This window comes from Bifidobacterium sp. LH_730, assembly GCF_056355835.1.
On the sequence record NZ_JBKETB010000001.1, the window covers coordinates 381,166 to 402,343 of the forward strand.

At 65.6% G+C, this 21,178-nt stretch carries 14 protein-coding genes, 2 pseudogenes and 1 riboswitch; of the genes and pseudogenes, 11 read left to right on the forward strand and 5 right to left on the reverse strand.

The window, feature by feature from the left end; all coding sequences use genetic code 11:
* Positions 1 to 8 precede the first annotated feature (8 nt).
* Complete coding sequence (locus AC1AUD_RS01930) at positions 9 to 3,278, reverse strand: tetratricopeptide repeat protein (RefSeq protein ID WP_476571763.1); 3,270 nt, start codon at positions 3,276 to 3,278, stop codon at positions 9 to 11.
* A gap of 137 nt (positions 3,279 to 3,415) precedes the next feature.
* Between AC1AUD_RS01930 and AC1AUD_RS01935 the strand changes: the two genes are divergently transcribed.
* The 3 genes from AC1AUD_RS01935 (at position 3,416) to AC1AUD_RS01945 (ending at position 8,298) form a co-directional block, all read left to right on the forward strand.
* Positions 3,416 to 5,674 carry a hypothetical protein gene (locus AC1AUD_RS01935; RefSeq protein WP_476571540.1) on the forward strand — a complete coding sequence of 753 codons (2,259 nt, stop codon included), beginning with the start codon at positions 3,416 to 3,418 and terminating at the stop codon, positions 5,672 to 5,674.
* Positions 5,675 to 5,799: 125 nt separating this feature from the next.
* Positions 5,800 to 7,476 carry an aryl-sulfate sulfotransferase gene (locus AC1AUD_RS01940; protein WP_476571542.1) on the forward strand — a complete coding sequence of 559 codons (1,677 nt, stop codon included), beginning with the start codon at positions 5,800 to 5,802 and terminating at the stop codon, positions 7,474 to 7,476.
* Between the two features lie 18 nt (positions 7,477 to 7,494).
* Positions 7,495 to 8,298, forward strand: coding sequence for an ATP-binding cassette domain-containing protein (locus AC1AUD_RS01945; RefSeq protein ID WP_476571544.1), 804 nt, complete (start codon positions 7,495 to 7,497; stop codon positions 8,296 to 8,298).
* Positions 8,299 to 8,391: 93 nt separating this feature from the next.
* On the opposite strand, the gene AC1AUD_RS01950 is transcribed toward AC1AUD_RS01945, so the two are convergent.
* The 3 genes from AC1AUD_RS01950 to AC1AUD_RS01960 form a co-directional block, all read right to left on the reverse strand.
* Positions 8,392 to 9,570, reverse strand: a complete 1,179-nt coding sequence (locus AC1AUD_RS01950; protein ID WP_476571546.1) for a pyridoxal phosphate-dependent aminotransferase — start codon at positions 9,568 to 9,570, stop codon at positions 8,392 to 8,394.
* Positions 9,571 to 9,698: 128 nt separating this feature from the next.
* A complete protein-coding gene (gene ppgK, locus AC1AUD_RS01955; protein ID WP_476571765.1) occupies positions 9,699 to 10,466 on the reverse strand; it encodes a polyphosphate--glucose phosphotransferase in 768 nt (255 codons plus the stop codon).
* A gap of 188 nt (positions 10,467 to 10,654) precedes the next feature.
* Positions 10,655 to 11,683, reverse strand: coding sequence for a glycosyltransferase family 2 protein (locus AC1AUD_RS01960; protein ID WP_476571548.1), 1,029 nt, complete (start codon positions 11,681 to 11,683; stop codon positions 10,655 to 10,657).
* Between the two features lie 110 nt (positions 11,684 to 11,793).
* Positions 11,794 to 11,931: riboswitch (FMN riboswitch) on the forward strand.
* Positions 11,932 to 11,935: 4 nt separating this feature from the next.
* Between AC1AUD_RS01960 and AC1AUD_RS01965 the strand changes: the two genes are divergently transcribed.
* From AC1AUD_RS01965 to AC1AUD_RS01975, 3 genes are all read left to right on the forward strand, one after another.
* On the forward strand, positions 11,936 to 12,574 hold the full coding sequence (locus AC1AUD_RS01965) for an ECF transporter S component (protein WP_476571550.1): 639 nt from the start codon (positions 11,936 to 11,938) through the stop codon (positions 12,572 to 12,574).
* A 3-nt stretch (positions 12,575 to 12,577) separates the two neighbouring features.
* Positions 12,578 to 14,950, forward strand: coding sequence for an energy-coupling factor transporter ATPase (locus AC1AUD_RS01970; RefSeq protein WP_476571552.1), 2,373 nt, complete (start codon positions 12,578 to 12,580; stop codon positions 14,948 to 14,950).
* An 82-nt stretch (positions 14,951 to 15,032) separates the two neighbouring features.
* Positions 15,033 to 15,338 carry a YhbY family RNA-binding protein gene (locus AC1AUD_RS01975; protein ID WP_476571554.1) on the forward strand — a complete coding sequence of 102 codons (306 nt, stop codon included), beginning with the start codon at positions 15,033 to 15,035 and terminating at the stop codon, positions 15,336 to 15,338.
* A 144-nt stretch (positions 15,339 to 15,482) separates the two neighbouring features.
* On the opposite strand, the gene AC1AUD_RS01980 is transcribed toward AC1AUD_RS01975, so the two are convergent.
* Positions 15,483 to 17,000, reverse strand: a complete 1,518-nt coding sequence (locus AC1AUD_RS01980; RefSeq protein ID WP_476571556.1) for a C69 family dipeptidase — start codon at positions 16,998 to 17,000, stop codon at positions 15,483 to 15,485.
* 87 nt (positions 17,001 to 17,087) lie between these two features.
* On the opposite strand from AC1AUD_RS01980, the gene AC1AUD_RS01985 reads away from it, so the two are divergent.
* The 5 genes and pseudogenes from AC1AUD_RS01985 (at position 17,088) to AC1AUD_RS02005 (ending at position 21,162) form a co-directional block, all read left to right on the forward strand.
* Positions 17,088 to 17,375: a hypothetical protein gene (locus AC1AUD_RS01985; protein WP_476571558.1), complete on the forward strand. Its 288-nt coding sequence runs from the start codon at positions 17,088 to 17,090 to the stop codon at positions 17,373 to 17,375.
* A pseudogene (locus AC1AUD_RS01990) lies at positions 17,372 to 17,635 on the forward strand (HipA N-terminal domain-containing protein); the annotation flags it as partial. The gene AC1AUD_RS01985 and the pseudogene AC1AUD_RS01990, both read left to right, overlap by 4 nt.
* 118 nt (positions 17,636 to 17,753) lie before the next feature.
* Positions 17,754 to 18,119, forward strand: a pseudogene (locus AC1AUD_RS01995) (HipA domain-containing protein); the annotation flags it as partial.
* Positions 18,120 to 18,145: 26 nt separating this feature from the next.
* Positions 18,146 to 18,376 (forward strand): hypothetical protein, encoded by a 231-nt coding sequence (locus AC1AUD_RS02000; protein WP_476571781.1) that lies wholly within the window; start codon positions 18,146 to 18,148, stop codon positions 18,374 to 18,376.
* A 56-nt stretch (positions 18,377 to 18,432) separates the two neighbouring features.
* Entirely contained in the window at positions 18,433 to 21,162 is a 2,730-nt protein-coding gene (locus tag AC1AUD_RS02005; RefSeq protein WP_476571560.1) for a DNA gyrase/topoisomerase IV subunit A, read from the forward strand.
* The last annotated feature ends 16 nt before the right edge of the window (positions 21,163 to 21,178 follow it).

Here is a 21,178-nt window from a genome sequence, read left to right on the forward strand (position 1 = left end):
CCACAATCTCAGGCGTTGAGCGAGCGCAGGAACTGCGCCTGCACCACGTCCACTCCCCCGTCGTCGCCGTCGTTCATGCGCGCGGCGGCCAACGCCAGCGTGCGCGCGGGCACGAACATGCCTTGGTCGACGCAGACGCGCGCCGCGTCGCGCACAATCGAGGCGACCTCGGTGTGCGGCCACACGGGCAGGTCGTGCGCGGCGAGCGTCGCCGCCGCCGCGTCGACGGATTCAGGCACGGGAATGCATTGCGAGTCGGCGCGCGCGACCAGCTCCTGCAACTCGCTTTCGAGGGCGCCGATCTGCCCGGGGGCGATATGGTCGGACATGATATAGGCCGCCGCCGCGGTGGCGAAGCGGTCCTGCATCCATTCGGCGTAGGCGAGACGATAGTAGGCGAAGGCGGCGTCGTCGCGGTCGAGGGCGACGCGCAACGCGTTGAGGCAGGCGGCGCGCGCCGAATCCCAGTCCTCGACGCGGGCGAGTTGGACGGCGAGCTTCATATGCGACAGCGGATAGGCGGGCGCGTATTTGACCAAGGTGTTCAGGTGCGGCAGCGCGGCCTTGACCCCCTTGATCTGGGCGAGCACGTCGGCCAGTTCCATATGCGCGTAGAACAGGTTGTCGGGGATGAGCACGGTGGTCTCGCCGTCGGTGGCGAACAGACGGTTGTATACGACGCGCTCCGCATAGGAGTTGAAATACCGTGGCACGCCGCCGGGGGCGTCGAACATCGCGTCGAGGCGCTTGAGCGCCGCCTCGGCCGTTTCGAAGGCCTGGTCGGCGCGGCCGGAGAACAGCAGGTCGCGGGTCTTGACCCGTTCGCCGTCGAGTTCGTCGGACAGGGGGAACGCGAGGTCCGGGGTGTCCTCGCCATCGATCAGCGCACGGGTCACCTGCGGGGCGAGCGCGGTCAGCTCGGGATCCGCGAAACGCCCGACGATGCGCATGGCCTCCTGTGCCTTGGCGACGGAGGCCAGGTCTTGGTCGGCGGCGAGCCGGTGGAAATCGGCGACGGCGCGCTGCAGCAGGTCGGCGCGCTGGATGGACAGTCCGGTGGCGTCATCGGCGCCGAGCACACGGGCCACGTCGTCTTCCAGACGTCTGTCGATCAGCTCGGGTTCCTCCTGCGAGCCGACGGGAGAGAATCTAGCGTCATGCATATCGAAGCCGGCGTCCTGGGGAACGAGCGCGCCACGGCCGTCGATGTCGAGCGCCGCGTCGAACAGGCGGTATGTGTCCAGGGGATCGGTCAGCCCGGTCTCCTTGAGACGCGTCAGGAAGGCGTCCCTGGGCAGGGTCACGGTGACGAGGTTGCGCACGGTGGGGTTGCTTCGCAGCGCGCTCATCGGATCGGCGGGCGTGGAGTCAGCGCCGGAACCGTCGCCGGAACCGGACTCCCCTCGCACCGCGTTGGCGCCGTCCAGCGGAGCGGAGAACACCATGTCGTCGATGTCGGCTCCGCGCATCAGATCCTCGAACTGGCTGTCCAACGAATCATGGTCGCCCTGGGCGTCGTCGACGCCGGGCTCCTCGATGCCGGTCGTGTCGCCGATCAGATGCATCGGCCGGGTCGGGTCTCCATGCACATCGCCGTCCTTGGGGTCGGCCTTGCCGCCGGAGGCGCCCGGGTCTCCCACGCGCATGCGTTCGAAGGCATTGAGCGCCTCGCCCATCAGCTCGCTGATCGCCGAGTCCTGTTCCGCCACGGCTTCCTCGAGGCCGATGGAATCGATGTGCAGGCTGACCTGGCGCACGCGTTCATCGGTGCCGAAGGCCAGCGCGGCCATCATCAGGCCGACGCGCAGGTTGTAGTCGGCGCTCATCGAAGCGCGTTCGGCCCCGTCCAACGCACGCCATCCATGGCTGGACTCGTCATAGCGGCTTTCCGGCATCATGGAGGCGCCGGCAGTGGTGAAGGCTATGGCGGCGCTGCCCCGTCCCAGATCGAGACGGAACTCCGCGTCGAAGCGATAGGGCAGGCGCAGACGGCGGATCAGCGTGGACAGCGATTGGCGGCACACCCATTCGCCGCTTTGCGCGCCGCCGGCCGGATCGGGATGGTCGGCCGCGATGCGCGCGGCGGCCTTGCGCGCCTCGTCGACAAGACGGTAGGCGGCGCCGGTGCCGTCGTCGTGGACCGGATCGAAGCCCCGGCCGGGCCGCTCGTCGGGTTTCAACGCCAGCAGGGCCGGATTCTCAAGCAGCGCCATGTCGATCTGCGCGGCCTCGGCTCGTGTGACGGTGTCCTCGGTGGGGCCCACTCCGATGCGCGCGTTGCGTTCCAGCCAGGAGCTGACGGCGGCGAAGCGGTTGAGATTGCCTTCGATGCGCAGAGCCTTCAGGGCCGGTCCGACGGCCATCTGCGCGCTCCATGCGAAGAAATAGCAGCCCGAGTAGCTGGATGTGTAGAGGTGCAGTGGCTCGGCGCCATGCACGGCCTGGATGCCGGGATCGTCGTCGAGGGCGCCGGCCTCGCGCATGAGGTCGGCGAAATGGTCCTCCAGTCCGGAGGCGCGCATGCCGTGGGCGCGTGCCTCGAGCGTGTCGCGCACGCAGCGGCGGATCGCGCCGATCGGCGCTTCGCGGTTGAGTCTGCGGAAGATGTTGCCGGAGCCGAAGCCGATGAGCAGGCCGTTGATCTGCGGCATCATATAGGCGGCGAAGAAGGCCGTGGCCACGGCGTCGCGGTATTCGAGCCCGATGCGGCTGGATGCGGGCAGGTCGACGCGCAGCTGTTCGAGGGAATACCGGTTGGACGTTTTGATCCAGGAGGCCAGCCACACGAGGCGTCCGGAGAAGTCGCGCCCGACCACGCCGCCGGTGACGGCCTCGACCATATGCGGCGCCGCTCCGCCTGCGGTCGGCTCGTGCCCGATGCGCGGTCCGTCGGGAATCGTCACCGTGCCTTCCTTGCCGAAGAGGAAGCGCGGCTCCATGCCGTGCGTGTCCATGGCGGGGTCGGCGCCGACGAACACACGTCCCTTGTCGTCGGCGAGCGCGATCTGCGCGAAGTGACTGCGGTCGGTGAACAGGCCGAGTGAGAATCCGCGGCCCTTGGAGGCGGGCAGTTGCGCCCAGCCGAGGGACAGTCCCTCCGGCACGCCGTCGATGCCTTCGATGACATGGCGCTTGACGAGGGGACCGAGCAAAGTGGCGCGCCGGGCCAGTTCCTTGACCGGGTCGCCGCCCGAGGCCATGGCCTCGACGGTTCCCGCTATCGGGTCGCCGCCCGCCGCCCGCCCCCCGGCGGCAGCGGCGCCCGTCCCCTTGCGCATGCCGCGCAACGCCCGTCCCACACGGGCGAACAGGTCGGCCTTCGGTGCTCGGGCAGGCTCGTTCGTGTGTGGTTCGTGTCGTGACATGCGGCCCATTGTCCCAATGCAACACGACATGCAGCCTATAGAATAATGACGTGTCCGCTTCTCTCCATGCCCCGCGCCGACGCCGCCGCACGTCCTTGGCCGCCCTGCTTGTGCTGCTGGCGGCCCTCGCGCTCGAGTGCGCCGTGTTCAATATGCCGTTCTGGTCGACGGTGGGCGCGAGCACGGACACGGCCTCCGCGTCGAACCAGCTGGGGCCGGGCCTCAATCGCACGGATGCCGGGCTGCTTGAGGTCGTAGATCCAACCGGCGCATGGCTGGCCGTCGAGGCCGACGGCACCTCCGGCTATGCGCGCGTCGACGCCGTCGACCGCGCCGCCATGGAGCGCGAGCGCAAGGCCCTCGCCTCCGAACAGTCCGAGGATGATGCGGACGATGTCGCACGCCTCCATCTCACCTCGATGATGACGCTGCGCCTTGATGCGCCGGGGCATGCGGGCCACGCCCAGTCCGTGTCGATCGATGCGCCGCGCTCGCTCTATGTGCGCGCCGAGGGATCGGGCACGCTGCGCGTGTGGTTCCAGGAGCCGGCCGGCACGCTGCTGCCGGTACAAGCGGTGCGCGCGAATGTGCGCGTGCCCTTCGAGTTCTCCTTCGCGCGCGTGGCGGTGATGCTCGCGGTGGCGCTGGCGGTCGCATTGCTGCGCCCGGGTTCGAGGCTTTGGCGCATCCGCCTCGATCCCGCCTCTCGCGCGCAGCGGCTCGCATTCGCCGCCTGCATGGCGGGTTGCGCCGCGCTGACCGCCGTGGCCGTGGGGCGGGCCATCGTCTTCGCCTCGCCGCTCGTGTTCCACAAACCGGGCGACTACACCTATGACTTCGATCAATACGGCCATGTGGCCGACGCATTGCTGGCCGGCCACGCCTGGCTGGACCTGCCGGTGCCAGATGCGCTGGCGGCCGCCGGCGCCCCGCATGATGTGGGCATGCGCGACCAGCTGCTCGCCCAAGGCGCCACTCCGCTCTACTGGGACTACGCCTTCCACGACGGCCACTGGTATTCCTATTTCGGCGTGCTGCCGGCCGTGCTGCTGTTCGTTCCCTACCGCGCAATCACCTCGCTGTTCGTCGACGGCGGCCTGATGCTGCCCTCGGGCGCGGCCGTGCCGCTGCTGATGTTCGGCTTCCTGCTGTTCGGCTCGCTGCTGACGCTGCGCCTGGTCTCCCGCATCGCGCCGTCGACGCCGCTGGCGGCCGCAATCCTCGCGTTGGCCGTGTTCCTGTTCGGCGCCAACGCGCCGTATCTGTGGTTCCGCACGAATTTCTATTCGGTGCCGATGGCCGCCTCGCTGATGTTCACGACGCTGGGATTGTGGCTGTGGCTTGGCGCGGACACCTCGCGCCCGCCGCTGACCCCATCGGACCGTTGGTCGGTGTCGGGCGCACGCCCGCTGTCCCTCCCCCGCCTCGCATTGGGGGCGCTGTGCATCGCGGCGAATATCGGCTGCCGCCCCACCTTCGCCCTGTCGGCATTGCTGGGATTCGCGATCTTCCGTACGCAGATCGCCGGTTTGATCCGCGACATCCGCTCGCATACGGCGCATCTTGGCCAGGCGTTGCGCGCGCCGGCCGCCGTGCTGCTGCCCGCTTTGGCCGTGGCCATACCGGTATTGGCCTACAATGTGGCCCGTTTCGGCTCTCCCCTGGATTTCGGCGAGCGCTATCAGATGACCGTCACCGATATGACGCGTTTCACGCAACCGCTTGCCGATGTGCCGGTGACGATCGGATATTATCTGTTCCTTCCGCTGCGTTTGACAGACGCGTTCCCGTGGGTGGCGCTGAGCCCGACGCCGATGCCGCAGTGGGCCTATGCCGAGCCGATGGTCGGCGGACTGTTCGTATTGTGCCCGTTCGTGGCGCTGGCGTTCGCCGCGCCCTTCCTGCGTCGGCGGATGCGGGCAAGCGGACAGTGGCCGTTCGCCGTCTCCTGTCTGGTGCTGGGACTGGCGCTGGTCGTCATCGACACGCTCAAGGGCGGACTTGGATGGCGGTATATCGCCGATTTCGGCTGGCTGTTCGCCTTGGCTTCGCTGCCCGCGCTGCTGGCCTTGGTCGACGGACGGCGCGATTGGACGGATGTCCCCGCATCCGCCGCGGCCGACGTCACCGACGCGATCCATATGTCATCCCTGCGCACACGTCTTTGGCGCTGGACGGCGCTGGCGCTATTGCTGGCCGTCGCGACCTTCACCGCGCTCAGCTGCTTCACCCCGGGCCGTTCCGACGAACTGCTCAACGGCGCCCCGGCGCTCTATCACGAGGTCGCCGCCTGGTTCCGGCTGCTCTAGCCACCCCTCCCAGCGAACGCCCGGTTTCTTCGCATGGTCCGCACATCGGGCACGCCATGCAATTCCAAGGCACGCGGCATACTATCCATAGGCGTATCCGACCCCGAAAACGAGCAGAATTCACCATGGCCACCCCTATGCAACACACCCGTCGCGCCGTCCTCCGCTGGGGCACCGCGGCATTGACCATCATCATCGCGGCACTGATGTGCATGGCGACCCAGGAGGACGTCACCGCAGGCGTCAGGCAGCGGCGCGTGGAACGGCTCAACGCCGCCGTCGAGAACGTCTACACCGCCGATTACCAGCAGATGGCCGACGAACGGCTCGCCGACCTCAAGGCCGACGGCGAGCATGGAGTCGACGATATGGTGCTCGAGGAGAATCCCTACGGCACCAACACCACCTCGCTCTACGTCTACTTCACCACCGACGATCCCGCCGCCGTCACCTACACAGTCTCCGTCGAGGGATATCCCGATTTCACGCGCACCGCCGCGAACGCCGACGGCGAGGCGACCGCAACCGAACACGAGTTCCTGGTGCTCGGTTTGATCCCGGACGAAACCAACACGATCACCTTCTCGATCGAATCCGAGGACGGCGCCTCCATCGAGCGCACCGTCACACGCAAGGGACCTTCGTTGCTGGGCAACGAAGGCGTCCGTCTGGAACGCACCGCCGGCGAGGTGGAGGCCACCGACCTCGGAGACGGCCTCTATGCGGTCCTCGGCAACGATTCGAACGAGCAGGACTTCATGTTCTACTACGACACCGATGGCGTGCTGCGCGGCGAGGTGCCGGTGCTCTACTACCGCTCGCACCGGCTGCTGTTCGACGACGACGGGCTCATGTGGTTCTCCGCCTCGACCAAGCATTTCGTCGGTATGAACCGGCTCGGCAAGCTGGAGAAGATCATTGATTTGGGTGACCAGTTCATCCTCCACCACGACTATCAGCTCGACGACGAGGGCAACATCGTCTCCCTGGCCACCGAACTAGGGCGCGACGACCATGCCGTGCAGGATCAGGTCATCAAGGTCGACACCGATTCCGGAGAGGTGACCCGCTTGGTCGATTTCGGCGAGATCTTCCCCGAGTACAAGGCCTCCACCGACCATTCCGGCATCGACGAATCCGATCCGACGGCCAAGAACCGCTGGGATTGGATCCACTTCAACACGATCCAGCTCATGGACGACGGCTCGGCGCTGCTCTCCGCCCGCGAAACCTCGACGATGATCAAGGTCGCCGACATCGAAACCGACCCGAAGGTCGAATACATGATCGGCGAGCCGAGCGTATGGGACGGCTTCGAGGACGACCAGGCGCTGTTCCTCGACAAGGAGGGCGACTTCCCCGACACCGGCGGCCAGCATTCGATCACCGTCGACGACGACGATCCCTCGCTTGCCGACGGACAGTACTACCTCTACATGTTCGACAACAACTTCGGCTATGCGATGACCCGCCCCGATTTCGAATGGACCGTCATCGACGGCATCTCCACCGCGCAAAGCGCGAAGGACGAGGGCTCGCACTCGCAGTACCGCCGCTATCTGGTCGATGAGAACGCCGGAACCTACACCGAGACCACGGCCTTCGACGTGCCCTACTCGCCGTATGTGAGCTCGGCGCAGGAGCTGGGCAACGGCCATGTGCTCATCGACTCGGGCATGCAGGGGCTGATCGGTACCTACGACGAGGACGGCACGCTGCTGGCGCAGTATGCCATGCCGCTGAGCACCAGCTATATCTACCGCGTCTACCAATACGGCTTCGAGGGCTTCTATTTCGCCTGAGATTCCCGCGCGCCTAGAATGGTGCGCATGGGATTGTTCACCAGACGCGCCAAGCCGGCGCCGGCATCGCTTGGGTTCTCGCTCGACCACGCCTCGCACACCTATGTCGACGGCACCGTGGGGCTCACGCCCACGACGCTGATGATCTCCGAGAAACGCGTGGCCGTGGTCGGGCTCAATGGCTCCGGCAAATCCACGCTGCTTGGTCTGCTGGATGGCACGCTGCTGGCCAGTGGCGGCATGGTGACGCTGTTCGGCGGCGGAGAGACCATCGATCCGGCCGCCAAACGGGACAAGCGCCGGCTTGAACAGGTCGTCGGTCGCGTGCGGCGCGAGGAGATCCCCAACTCGTTCATGCAGGCCAAGGACATCGGCCAGGCCGTCGAGGAAAAACTCAAGCGCGCCGGATTCCCCGAATCCGAGCGTCACGCGATCGTCGGCGATCTCTTCGCGCATTTCAGCCTGTCCGACATGGCCCGGCGCGGCGCCGGCGAACTCAACGCCGAACAGCGGCATCTGCTGGCCATCGTGGCGGCGCTGGCACACTCCCCCGCCGCGATTGTGGCCGACGAGCCGACCAAGGGACTGGATGAACGCGGCGCGGCGCATGTGGCCAAGGCGCTGTTCTCCTATGACCGGCAGGTGGTGTTCGCCACGCACGACATGGGATTGGCGACGCGCCCCGAATATGCGGTCGAACGCGTGCTGGTGCTCGACGACAAGCATGTCGTCTTCGACGGCGCGCCCGACGAGGCCGTCGCCTTCTATGACGACTTGGTGCGGCGGCGTTTCGAGGAGATGAAGGCGGGCTCGCAGCGTTAAGGACGGCGCATGCCGCCATACTCAGGCTTCTACCGGACTTGCCGGTGCGCGGCCTGATGTGGCTGAGCCCCGCCTCAGCCACGCACCAATGGCTCAGCCTTCCTCGATCATCGCGTTCACCGTGTCGAGCACGGCGCGCACATGGCCCTCGAATTCCTCCGGCTCGGGCAGCAGGGAAATCGCCAGATAGCCGTTCGAGGTCATATCGAAGAAATAGCCGGGCTGGCCGCTGAGCCGATGGTCGGCGATCAACCGGAGCACCAGCTCGTTCTCGTCGAGCACCGCGGGCACGCGCAGCAGCACATTCCATCCGCCCTCGGCGCGCAGCAAATCGACCAGGCCATGCTCATCGGCGGCGAGCATCGCCTTGAGCGTCGCGAGATTGTCCCGCACGCGCCCATGCACACGCGCGGTCTGCGCGGGCGCGGACTCGAGCATCTCCGGAATCCGCCGGGCGATCAGCGTGCTCATCGGCAGATAGTCGTCGGCGATCACGTCGAGGCGGCGCATCGCCTCGACCACCTCGTCCCCAGGCCCGGAAACCTCGATCCAACCGACCTTGGCATGCGGGGCGGCGAGCGTTTTGGAGAAACCATCGAGCGCGAAGACCAGCGCGCCATCCTCCCCCGCCAGCCGGGCGTTGCCTTCCAAAGGATCGAGTGCGTAGTCGAAGAAGACCTCGTCGGCGATAATCGCGAGGCCACGTTCGGCCGCGAGACGCACAATGGCCTCGCGTTCGACGGGCTTGACATAGGAGCCGGTGGGATTGTTGGGATTGATGAGCACGATCGCGCGGATGCGAGCCCCGTCCGGCCCGTCGAGCAGCGCGGTCAGCTCGCCCAAGTCGATGGTCCACGAGCCGTCGTAGACAAGCTGGTATTCGATCGCGTCCACGCATTCGAGGCGCGCGATCGATTCGATAAGCGGATATCCGGGCTTGGGCGTGAGCACCGCGTCGCCCGCGTCGCACAGCAGCTTGATCAGCCAGGAATATGCCTGCGAGGTCGAGGACAGCACATACAGGCGGTCGGGATCGAGGGCCCGTCCAGACGCTCCCCCGATGAATCGCGCGAGGGCTTCGCGCGCCGCGCGCGGACCACGCGGTTCGGCGGCGTATTCCTCCGGCAACGATGCCGGGGCGAGCCCATGGCGCGTGGGATTCGAATCGTTGAGTTTGCCGAGGGGAAGCCCTTCGGCCTTGGCCCGGGCTTCGGCCGCCGCGATCGGATTGGGTTCGCTGATGTCGACACGCGAGGAGAAATGCACGCTCATGGCCCCCACTTTACTCGCGCGGCCCCTCCACCGTCGGCAGGGAAGAATACACGAACGGCGGTGCGCCGCATCCGACCGATGGGTCGTGCGCGGCGCGCCGCCGTCGAGGAATCGTCTCAGGCGATTGCTCAGGCCTGCTTGGTGCTGGCGTAATAGGCGGCACCGACGATGCCGGCCTCGTTGCGCAACACGGCGGGCACAATCGGGGTCTTGATGTCGATGAGATGCATGAACTTATCGCTGTCCTTGCTCACGCCGCCGCCGACGACGAAGAGGTCGGGATTGAACAGCGTCTCCATGAGGCCGTAGTACTTGGTCAGACGCTTGGCCCACTTCTTGTAGCTCAGCGCCTCAAGATCCTTGACCGAGGAGGCGGCGTACTTCTCGGCATCGAGATGCTTCTTGTCGAGGATGATGTGCCCGAGCTCGGTGTTGGGGACCAACACGCCGTTGTAGATCAGGGCGGTGCCGATGCCGGTGCCGAGGGTCGTGGCGATGACCAGGCCGTCCTCGCCCTTGGCGGCGCCAAACTGCTGCTCGGCCAGGCCGGCGGCGTCCGCGTCATTGACGACGACGACCGGGCGGCCGCATGCCTCGGAGAACACGGCGGTCACGTCGACGCCGATCCACGACTGATCGAGGTTGGCCATGAAGTCGAGCGGCTGGCCCGGCTTGATCGGGGCGGGGAAGGCGATGCCGACCGGAGCGGATTCGGGGACCTGGAAGTGCTCGAGCTGCTGACGCACGATGTCGGCCACGGCCTGCGGGGTGGAGACCTCGGGGGTCAGGATCTTGAGCCTCGGCTCGGCGAACTCGCCCTTCTCGAGATTGACGGGAGCGGCCTTGATGCCGGATCCGCCGATATCGACGCCGAATGCCTGTGCAGTTTCAATCATCATTGACCTCCATGGGGATATGGATTTTGGTGGTATCGAACCGGTACTGGGGCATTGTAGCGCACACAGGTCCCCAAAACCGGCGTTCTCGAACCGGTTTTACGCACCGCCGGTGTTTCGTTAACGCTCACACGGACAAAGAGCCGACGAAACCGCTTTTCAGCCGACCAAATGACTCCCCATATCGGCTACTTGAGCGGCGGCATCGGCTGCCAGCCGGGCTCGTGCAGCAGCTTGCGCGAATCCCTCCAGCCGCGCGCCAATTCCTTGATGCCGCTGCCGAGATGCTCGCGGTCGACCATGGCCAGGCGGATCAGCTCCTTGGCGAAGGTCGCCGCGGTGCCGAGGGCGAAGGCCAGCGGGCGATAATCACCGTAGGCCATGAAATAGCGGGCCATATAGCCGCGGTTGCGCATGATATGGTAACGGTTCATATCGGAGGTCGAGTTGAGCTGGCGCACGCCGGCGATATCCCAGTTGCCGATCTGACGCGTGCGGCGCAGGATCACATCGGGCACGACGATCGGATTGGTGACCTTGCTGGCGCGGTAGCCATACATCGTGTCGTCCCAATAGATGAAGAACCGCGGGTCGGGCAGGCCGATTTTCTCGACGATATTGCGGCGGAACAGGCCGCCTTCGAAGCACAGTGTGTTCATCGTGCGATATCCGGCCTTGCCGAAGGCCGCGGGAGCGATCGGATTGGGGATGCCGAGCGGCACGATGAAATCGTATTGCCAGTAGAACGGACCGCCGTCATAGTCGAAACGGCTGCCCTGGATGACGTCGTGGCGCGGCGTCCAGCGCGAGAGCTTGCCGATGGCGTCGGGTAGCACGGCCACATCGTCGTCCATCACCCAGAACCATTCGGCGCCGAGGTCGTAGGCCTTCCTGACACCCGCCGAGAAGCCGCCGGCTCCGCCGAGATTGTCGGTTTGCGGCGCATAGACGACGCGCTCCTGGTTGCCAGAGCGGTCGGCCACCGTGCGGCCCCACTGCTCGGTGAGTTTCCTGCCGAAATCCGCAACCATATCCGCGGTCGTGTCGCTGTGCTCGTTATCGACGACGACGACGCGCCACGGCGCCTGTTCAAGCGACTCGATCGATTCGAAGAGCGTCGCCAGCAGCTCCTGACGCTTGTAGGTCACCACGACGATGGCGAGTTTGTCGATGCCGGTGGACTGGGCATGCCGTCCCGTGCGCTTCTCATTGGTCATGTGACCCATTGTCGCACCGAACGCGGCCATGCGCGCGCAGCGTCCGCCGGCGCGTCCCGCATAGCGGCCCGTGGCATCCATCCGTCATATCGGGCGTGTATATGTGGTCGAACAAGTTTCAGGGAAGGTGCAATCCCTTACTGGCGGTAGCCATGCGCTCGGCGCATGGGAGCCCGCGAGCCGCCTCGGCGGCCGATCCGGTGCGATTCCGGAGCCAACGGTCATAGTCCGGATGAAAGAAACGGAGCTCGTATGAGCATGTCTTCGCATACCCAATCGCCACGACCCACGCGGTCTCCGCAATCCGCACGACCTCCGCATGCGCACGACCATGCCACCGGCACGCACGCGACGGGCGTGGCCGATGCCGGCCGCTGGTCGACCAAGCGCATCGCGATGTACGCGCTGTTCGTCGCGCTGACGATGGCCGTCAGTTTTATCGAGGTGCCGCTGTTCCCGGGCGCCGTGTGGCTCAAATACGATCCGTCGGGCATCGTCTGCCTGATCGCCGGCTTCGCCTTCGGCCCGTCCGCCGCGGTTATCGTATCGACGCTCGGATTCCTGCCGCATATGTTCGCCGACCCGTGGGGCTCACTGATGGCGGTGTTGGTCGCGTTGGCGCTATCGGTGCCGGCGGCGCTCATCTACCGGCGGATGCGTTCGCGGCGCGGCGCTTTGATCGGCATCCTGGTCGGCGTTGTGCTTGCACTGGTGGCCGCGATCACCGGCAATCTCATCGTCACGCCGCTCTACGCGCATATGACGATGGCGCAGGTCGCGGCGATGATCGTGCCGATTCTGCTGCCGTTCAATATCATCAAGTTCGCGATTCACGCGGTGGTGACGTTCCTGATATACAAGCCCGTCACCACGCTGCTTGATCGGCGGTGAACGATGGATACCGGCGAACGTGATGCCGCGACCGTCGTTGGCGCGGGAGCGCGGCTGCGACATGTGCGCTTTTCCTATGATGGCGGCGCCAGTTGGACGCTTGACGATCTGTCCTTGGATATCGCCGCCGGCGAGCGCATCTGCCTGATCGGGGCGAATGGCTCGGGCAAGTCGACGCTGGCCCGGCTGATCGCCGGTCTCGCTGCGCCGGATGCGGGCGAGGTGCGTTTGGCCGGGCATCTGGTGTTCGATGCCGAGGGACCGGACGCCGACGCCTACCGTTTGGCGCGCCGGAGCATCGGCGCGGTGTTCCAGAACCCGGAGGATCAGATCGTCGCCACGCGCACCGAGGATGACGTGGCCTTCGGCCCGGAGAACCTTGGGATTGGGCGCGCCCGGATCGCGGGGCGTATCGCGCATGCGCTTGATGCGGTGGGTATGGCCGCGCACCGCCATGACGATCCGACGCGTATGAGCGGCGGCCAGCAGCAGCGGATCGCCATCGCAGGCATGTTGGCGATGCGTCCGCGCATGCTGGTGCTCGACGAGCCGACCGCGATGCTCGACCCGGCCGCGCGCGCCGAGGTGATGCGCATCCTCGACCGATTGCAGACCATGGGCACCACCATCGTGCATGTCACCCATCATCCCGAAGAGCTCGCGCATGCGGACCGCATCGTGCGGCTTGAGCATGGGCATATCGTCGAGGACAGCGGAAACGTAGCCTCGCCGCGACCCGCTCGTTTCACGGCGAAAGTCGAGATCTACGCATCCGACGGACACGCAATAGTTGCCCAGTCACTCGACAGGACAACTACCCAGACTCATGAACCGGATATTGCTCTGACAGACTCCGCAGCATTTGATTCCGGATTCCTCACCGAACCGGTTCCCCCCTCCTCTCCGACTCCTGCTTTGGAGATATCGCATGTCTCGTTCTCCTATCCGGGTGCCGAGCGGCCGGCCGTGGACGATGTGTCCTTGTCCGTCGCCCCGGGCGAAGTGGTGGCGTTGATGGGCACGAACGGCTCGGGCAAATCCACGCTCACCCGGCTGATCGCCGCGCTTGACAGGCCCGACGCCGGTTCGATCCGTGTCGGCGAGACGATTGTGGCACACGACGGCAAGCCACTTCCCCGGCGGCGGACCCGTGTCCTGCGCCGCACGCTCGGACTGGTGATGCAGCATCCCGAGCGGCAGTTGTTCGCCGAGACGGTGCGCGACGATGTGGCCTACGGACCGCGCAACCAAGGGCTGGACGACACCCAGGTCGCCGCGAGAACCGAGGATGCGATGAAATTGCTCGGTATCGCGCATCTGGCCGACCGCTCGCCCTTCCATCTCTCCGGCGGGCAGCAGCGTCTGGCGGCCATCGCCGGGGTCGTCGCCTGCGAGCCGAAGGTGCTGGTGATGGACGAGCCGACAGCCGGGCTTGACGCCAAGGCCAGCGAACGCATCGCCCAACTGGTGCGCGATCTCAAGGCGCGTGGCGTGGCCATACTGATCGTCACGCATTCGCTTTCTGAAGCACATACGCTGGCCGACCGCGTCGTGCATATGGATGTAGTTCACCCCACGCAATCGTCAAACGATTGCGACACAGCCTGCCGCGGCCCATTGCTGTCACGGCTCGATCCGCGCGTCAAACTCGTCGCTTTCCTGGTGATGATGTTCTCGGCCTTCGCCATCAACAACCTCTGGCAATTGGCGCTTGGCACGGTGATGCTGGTGGGGCTTGCAGCCGCCGCGCGGCTTAGTCCGCTGCGGCTGCTGGCTTCGACTCGCGTGATTTTGACATTGGTCATGTTGATGGGCTTGGTCAATCTCGTCGTCGTGCGCTCCGGCACACCATTGCTTGACTTCGGATGGCTGTCCATCACCGACGACGGCGCGCGCATCGCACTGCTCTATGCCTGTCGTTTCATGCTGGTCGTGTTGATGGGCGCGGTCTTCCTCGCCGCCACCATGCCGACGGCAATCACCGACGCACTCGCCTCGCTGCTGTCACCGCTGACCCGTTTCGGCGTGCATACGCAGGAGATCGCCTTGGTGACAAGTCTGGCATTGCGGTTCCTGCCCACGCTGACCGACGAGACGCGCGCAATCATCGACGCGCAGTCGGCGCGCGGCGGCTCCATCGAAACCGGTTCGCCGGTGAGCAGGCTCAAGGCACTGACCGCAATCGTCGTGCCTGTGTTCGCGGGCACGCTGCGTCACGCCGACAATCTGTCTCTGGCGCTCGACGCGCGCTGCTATGAGGCGGGTGCGCGGCGCACGCCATGGCGCGAGATGACGGTCCGCACGCGCGATATCGTCTTCGCCGTCATAACGCTCGCCTATCTATCCGTTCTAGCCACGCTCGGCATAACGCTCTGATTCCGACCGGCGGCTCGCCCGCCGCATATGCCGGGCGGCGTGTAGGCTGGGCGGCACATCACGATTGCAAAGGAACTCTCATATGGCATTGACCAAGAAGCAGATCAAGCAGCTGCGCGCCCTCGCCAACACCTTGAAGCCCTTGGTGTTCGTCGGTAAGAACGACGTCACCGACACGCTGGTCGGGCAGGCTGACGAGACCTTGGAGAAGCGCGAGCTCGTCAAAATGGCCGTGCAGGACGGCTCTGGCCTGACCGCCAAGGAGGCGGCCGCCGAACTTGCCGAGCGCCTGGGCGCCGAGGTCGTGCAGACCATCGGCAATCGTTTCGTGCTCTTCCGCCGCTCGAAGCGCAAGGACATCGAGCATATCCGTCTCGTCCGCGAGTGAGGCGCAGGCTGGCATCCTTGCCTCTCCTGCATGACTTCGTATAAACTGTGAGGGCTGGATTCGTTGGAATCCAGCCCTCACGCTATCGCACTGATATCAACAAGCTCGCGCCGAGGCCTTTCTTCTTCCTTCGGCGCGCATTCCCTACCTATCCGACATCTTGAACGAATTGCGCATGAGATTGCTGGAGGTATACAGCACCTCGTCCAGCAACTTCGCCGTACGTGTCCTGAGGTAGCCCGCCATCCGCCCGTTGGCATCCTCCAACGTCGGCGCAGCGGCATCAACCACAACAGCATCGGCAGCGTCAGCATCTCCGTCCCGCTCGCCCAGCGCCTTATCGGTTTCGGCCACAAGCCGATGCCCGAAGGACATCACATCCTCGCGGTAATGCTCGATCGCATTCGAGTTATCCGCATAATGCGCGTCCGCGAGCGCGGCGACGATGCGCATCGACCAATACAGCGCATCCGTGCTCACCTCGCCGGTGGTATCCCTCAGATATGCGGGCGTGTCGGTCACATTCGCATAGAACGGCGCGGACGCGTTGAACGGTCCCGATCCATAGGCGATCCACATGACGGCGCGACGACCGAGCGGCTCGTATCCGCGCATCTGCAAGGTCACGCAGTGGCCGGTGCGATTGATGCCGATCGGACGATACATGCGCCGCGTGCGATCGTCGCCCTTGCGCCCGTAGGGATCGAAGGGCGTGCCCTCGAAATGCGAGGCCATGAGGAAATCGATGTCCTCGACGCTCACACGGCGTTCCGGCCGGCGGCACCACGGGATGTCGTCGGATTCGGGGCCATATTGGGCGGTCGGCGAATCCCAGTCCTCGGAGGGGTTGAGGAAGCGCTGCATATACCAGGCGCGCGGCGTGTTGTAGATATGGTCCTTCTCGGTGCAGGTGCCAAACAGGTGGCGCGGATTGATATGCCCATCGTTCGGCTCCATGGCCGTGTCAAGACGGTTGTCGGCAATGAATTCGCGCAGGTCGGCGCTGCACATATGCTCGCATGCCTCGCCGAACGCGTCGTCCAGGTCGAAGTCGTCCAAGCCGAGTTGGTTGGGAATCGCGGCATAGCAGTCGTCGGGCACGCGGCGCGCGATCCAATGGTGTCCGCCGATCGTCTCGACATACCAGATCTCATCGCCGTCCGATATCGCGATGCCGTTGGCCTCGTAGGTGCCGTATTCCTCAAGCAGTGCGCCGAGCCGGCGCACGCCTTCGCGCGCGGTGCTCACATACGGCAGCACCAGCGTGATGAAGTCCTCCTCGCCGATGCCGCCGGGAATCTCGGGTTTGCCGTCGGCCGCAGGCTTCAGCTCGACCATTGGGTCGGCGGCGAGCACGCGCTCGTTGACGGCGATGGTTTCGGTGGCGCTCATCGCCACGCCGCGCACATTGGCGCCGGCTTCGGCGAGCACGCCGCGCCCGGGCAGCGCGTTGGGCACGATCGCATACCGGCACGGATCGTTGGGAAGATCGATCCTGACATGGCTGATTTCGGCGACGTAATGGCACGGCTGGTCGACCGGGTTCACGGCGACGAAACGCTTGGGATCATAGCGGCCGGAACCGGAGTCGTCGTTGCGGGCCACGAGCGTGGACCCGTCGATGCTGGCGTTCCTGCCGACGAGAATGGTGGTGCATGACATGGCTCCCACTCTATCCGCGGGCGGGACGTGCGGCGCTTCTCTCCGAGCTTGGACCGCATGTATGCTGGTCTTGGAAAGGAGGACGCCATGGACTACACCAAGTGGGACAGGCCGACGCCCATGTCACGCATGGCGTTCAGGAATGCGAAACATCGCCCGGCCCGGCATTTCATCGACAGCACGGCGAAGATGCGCATCCTCCTCGCGCAACAGCACGTCAGTGCCTACGAGCTGGCCTCGCGGGCGGGTATCCCCCTCCAGTCGGCGGAAGCCCTCCTGATGGACGGACATGCGCCGCTCGTCGACACAATGGCCGCATTGAGGACGCTTGACCTCGAATGGTCGGCGTTGCCCGCGGAATGCGCCGCCCGATGAGAAAGACGCGCATCCTCAATGTGTGGGACGACGATGGTCATGAGATCGGCACGTTCGTCCAACGCAAACGGACGATCACATTCGAATATGCCCCCAGTGCGCCTCGCACCCCGATAAGCCTGAGTCTGCCCCGGGAGGGCGGCTGGAACGAGCAGGCACCCGAGGCGTTCCTCGAGAACCTGCTGCCCGAAAACAGCGGAGCCAGGTTCGCCATGATGCGCGCACAAGGCGGCAAATCCGCCGACGCGTTCAGTCTGCTGGACGGCACCGATTCGACAGGTGGACTCGTGTTTTCGTCGGAGGACCATAAAGCCGACGCCCGCCGCCACGCCCGTCGTGAGGGCGGAGGAGGACGACATCGCCGCGCGCATCGCGGCGGTGGAGAACAGTCCCGTCTCATGGTTCCACCACGACCCGGACGCACGCTTCTCCCTGGCCGGGGCGCAGGGCAAATTCGCCGCCGCGCGTGTCGCGGACACTTGGTTCTGGTCCAACACCATCCTGCCATCCACTCATCTCTTCAAGCCGGACAGCAGAAGTTTCCCCGGCATCATGGGTCTGGAGAACGCCGGTATGACACTCGCCATGCTATGCGGCATCGACACGCCCTCGCATGGCATCGAAACATTCTCCGGCAAAAGCACATACATAATCGAACGATTCGACCGCGCCATCGACGGGACGGGCATCCGGCGCCTGCGCTGCGAGGACCTGCTCCAGGCGCTCGGACTGCTCCCGGAAGACAAATACAAGCCGGCCACACGCTCGCCATGCCCATCAACGGCGTCGACCGCTCCGAACAGGTTTCCAGGGACGATTGGATGCGGTTCGCCGACCGCAACGGACTCGACTCCGACCGGATCTCGCGCATGCTGGACGAAACGGTGGCCTCGATCCTCAACCACCTGCCCGAGGCAGCCGCGCTCATAGGGGATGACGACTTGCGCGCACGGTACGAGAAGACGGTCCTCCGCTCGACGGGGAGCGCCCGCATAGCCTAAGCTTGGGCGGCGGCTTCGGTATCCTAGAAAGGTTGGATATCGGTAAGGGAGCACGCATGGCACATCGCAAACCGGCGCAGCCGGCCTTCGATCCGCGCACGGTGAAGGAACATATCGTCGAGACGCCGTTGGGCGAGGAGATGAGCAAATCGTTCCTCGAATACGCCTATTCGGTGATCTATGCGCGCGCCCTGCCCGACGCCCGCGACGGCCTGAAGCCCGTGCAGCGGCGCATCGTCTATCAGATGGGCCAGATGAACCTGACGCCCGACCGGCCGTATATGAAATCGGCGCGCGTGGTCGGCGAGGTGATGGGCAAGCTGCATCCGCACGGCGATTCCGCGATCTACGAGGCGATGGTGCGCCTCGCGCAGCCGTTCGCGATGCGTCTGCCGCTGGTCGACGGCCACGGCAACTTCGGTTCGCTCGACGACGGTCCGGCCGCCTCCCGATACACCGAGGCCCGTCTGGGACCGGCGGCCCTGTCGATGAACGCCGATATCGCCGAGGACACCGTCGATTTCGTTCCCAATTACGACAACAAACTCTCCGAGCCGACCGTGCTGCCGTCCGCGATCCCGAATCTGCTGGTCAACGGCGGCTCCGGCATCGCCGTGGGTATGGCCACGAACATGGCCACGCACAACCTCGGCGAGGTCATCAACGCGGCCAAACATCTCATGAAGCATCCCGAGGCGACGCTCGAGGAACTGATGCGCTATGTGCCGGGACCGGATTGGCCGGGCGGTGGCATCGTCATCGGCCGCGACGGCATCCGCGATGCCTACGCCACCGGTCGCGGCTCCCTCACGACGCGCTCGAAAACCCATGTGGAGAATGTGACGGCGCGCAAGAAGGCCATCGTCGTCACCGAACTGCCGTATATGGTCGGCCCCGAACGTGTGCTGGAACGCATCTCCGAAGGCGTCAAGAACCGCAAGCTGGAAGGCATTTCCGGTGCGATCGATCTGACCGACCGTCTCTCGGGCACGCGCATCGTCATCGAGATCAAAACCGGCTTCGATCCGAACGCCGTGCTCGCGCAATTGTTCAAGCACACGCCGCTGCAGGACAATTTCACGATGAACAACGTGGCGCTGGTCGACGGCCGCCCGCACACCATGGGCTTGAAGGAGATGCTGCAGGTCTGGATCGACCACCGGCGGCGAGTGGTGCGGCGGCGCTCCGAGTTCCGCAAGCGCAAGGCGTTGGAACGTCTGCATTTGGTCGAGGGCCTGCTGCTGGCGATGGTCGATATCGACGAGGTGATCCAGGTCATCCGTTCCTCCGAGGATGCGGATGCCGCGAAGAGCCGGTTGATGGTCGTTTTCGACCTCGATGAGATCCAGGCGCAATATATTCTCGATCTGCGTTTGCGTCGACTGACCCGTATGAGCCGCATCGAGCTTGAGGCGGAGCGCGACGATCTGCGCCGTCGCATCGAGGAGCTTGACCGTATCCTCGCCTCCGACGAGGAGCTTGACCGTGTGGTTGTCTCCGAGATGGACGAGACCGTGGCGAAATACGGCACTCCCCGGCGCACCGTGCTGCTCGACGAGGGACCGGATGGTTCGCTGACGCCGGTCAGCGCCTTGGGCGACGATTCAGGAACGTCGGCGGCGGCTATGGAGGCCGTGCGTTCGGCGGCCACCGTATCGGCGGCGGCCGATGGCGTGGCTGCGGCTGCCGCGGCGCGCAAGGCCGGCGAGGACGAGGCCGCGGCGGCTGCCCTGCAACTGAACGACGAGCCCTGCGTGGTGATGATGAGCGCCTCGGGGCTGATCGCGCGCACCGGCACCTCGGCCTTGGACGTGTGGGAGTCGCGCTCCGCCTCGGATGCGCGCGCCTCTCATGATGAGATCATCTCGATCTTCCGCACCTCGACGCTGGCCTCGTATGGTCTGGTCACCTCGGCCGGGCGTCTGGTGCTCGCGCATGTGGCCGACCTGCCGTCGCTGCCCGCCTCCGATGTGCTGTCGTTGGAGGGCGGGGTCAAGGCCGACGAGCTGATCGGCCAGACCGAAAGCACCGAGCCTGTGCATGGCGAACGGGTAATCACCGCGATTGCGATGAGCGTTGCGGGCGGCTCCGACGGTGATACGGCGGATGGTTCGGACGGCTCTTCGACTGACGGCGCGGATGGCGCGGCGTCCCTGCCGACGCTGGCTATCGGCACGCGCAACGGCGTGGTCAAGCGCTGGAACCGCGAGGCCCCGACGACCATGGATTCCTGGCCGGTCATCGATCTGAAGGATGGGGACGAGATCGTCTTCGCCGCCCCCGCCGAGGATCAGGACCGACTGGTGTTCATCTCCACCGATTCCTCGCTGCTGACCTTCGAAGCCTCCAATGTGCGCCCGCAGGGCCGCACCGCGGGCGGCATGGCCGGCATCCGACTGGCCGAGGGCGAGCATGTGGCCGCCTTCAATGTGGTCCCCGCCGGCAAAATCGCATGGACCTACGAGGAGGGCGAGAACGGACTGTCCTCGGCTTCGGGTGCCGTGGTGCTCACGGTGGCCGGTGACGACGAGGCCCTTGCCGGCACCGAGAACGGCGCCGCGAAGGTCACCCCGTTGGAGATGTATCCGACCAAGGGCCGTGCCACGGGCGGCGTGCGTTCGCAGCGCTTCCTCAAGGGCCAGAACACGCTGATCCTCGCATGGGTGGGCCTCTACCCGCTGCATGCCTCCACCTTGGGCCACTCCCCCGTCGAACTGCCCAAGCCCGATATGCGACGCGACGCCTCCGGCACCGATCTGGCCGCCCCCATCGCCTTCATCGGTTGATGGCCGCCGGCGGGCC

Excerpts from the sequence above, each read along its gene's own strand:
- AC1AUD_RS01965 (WP_476571550.1), top strand. The coding sequence starts at position 11,936 with ATGAGCATGTCTTCGCATACCCAATCGCCACGACCCACGCGGTCTCCG.
- AC1AUD_RS01970 (WP_476571552.1), top strand. The coding sequence starts at position 12,578 with ATGGATACCGGCGAACGTGATGCCGCGACCGTCGTTGGCGCGGGAGCG.
- AC1AUD_RS01980 (WP_476571556.1), bottom strand. The coding sequence starts at position 17,000 with ATGTCATGCACCACCATTCTCGTCGGCAGGAACGCCAGCATCGACGGG.
- AC1AUD_RS02000 (WP_476571781.1), top strand. The coding sequence starts at position 18,146 with ATGCCCATCAACGGCGTCGACCGCTCCGAACAGGTTTCCAGGGACGAT.
- AC1AUD_RS01975 (WP_476571554.1), top strand. The coding sequence starts at position 15,033 with ATGGCATTGACCAAGAAGCAGATCAAGCAGCTGCGCGCCCTCGCCAAC.
- AC1AUD_RS01940 (WP_476571542.1), top strand. The coding sequence starts at position 5,800 with ATGGCCACCCCTATGCAACACACCCGTCGCGCCGTCCTCCGCTGGGGC.
- AC1AUD_RS01950 (WP_476571546.1), bottom strand. The coding sequence starts at position 9,570 with ATGAGCGTGCATTTCTCCTCGCGTGTCGACATCAGCGAACCCAATCCG.
- AC1AUD_RS01945 (WP_476571544.1), top strand. The coding sequence starts at position 7,495 with ATGGTGCGCATGGGATTGTTCACCAGACGCGCCAAGCCGGCGCCGGCA.
- AC1AUD_RS01930 (WP_476571763.1), bottom strand. The coding sequence starts at position 3,278 with ATGCGCAAGGGGACGGGCGCCGCTGCCGCCGGGGGGCGGGCGGCGGGC.
- AC1AUD_RS01960 (WP_476571548.1), bottom strand. The coding sequence starts at position 11,683 with ATGACCAATGAGAAGCGCACGGGACGGCATGCCCAGTCCACCGGCATC.
- ppgK (WP_476571765.1), bottom strand. The coding sequence starts at position 10,466 with ATGATTGAAACTGCACAGGCATTCGGCGTCGATATCGGCGGATCCGGC.
- AC1AUD_RS01985 (WP_476571558.1), top strand. The coding sequence starts at position 17,088 with ATGGACTACACCAAGTGGGACAGGCCGACGCCCATGTCACGCATGGCG.
- AC1AUD_RS02005 (WP_476571560.1), top strand. The coding sequence starts at position 18,433 with ATGGCACATCGCAAACCGGCGCAGCCGGCCTTCGATCCGCGCACGGTG.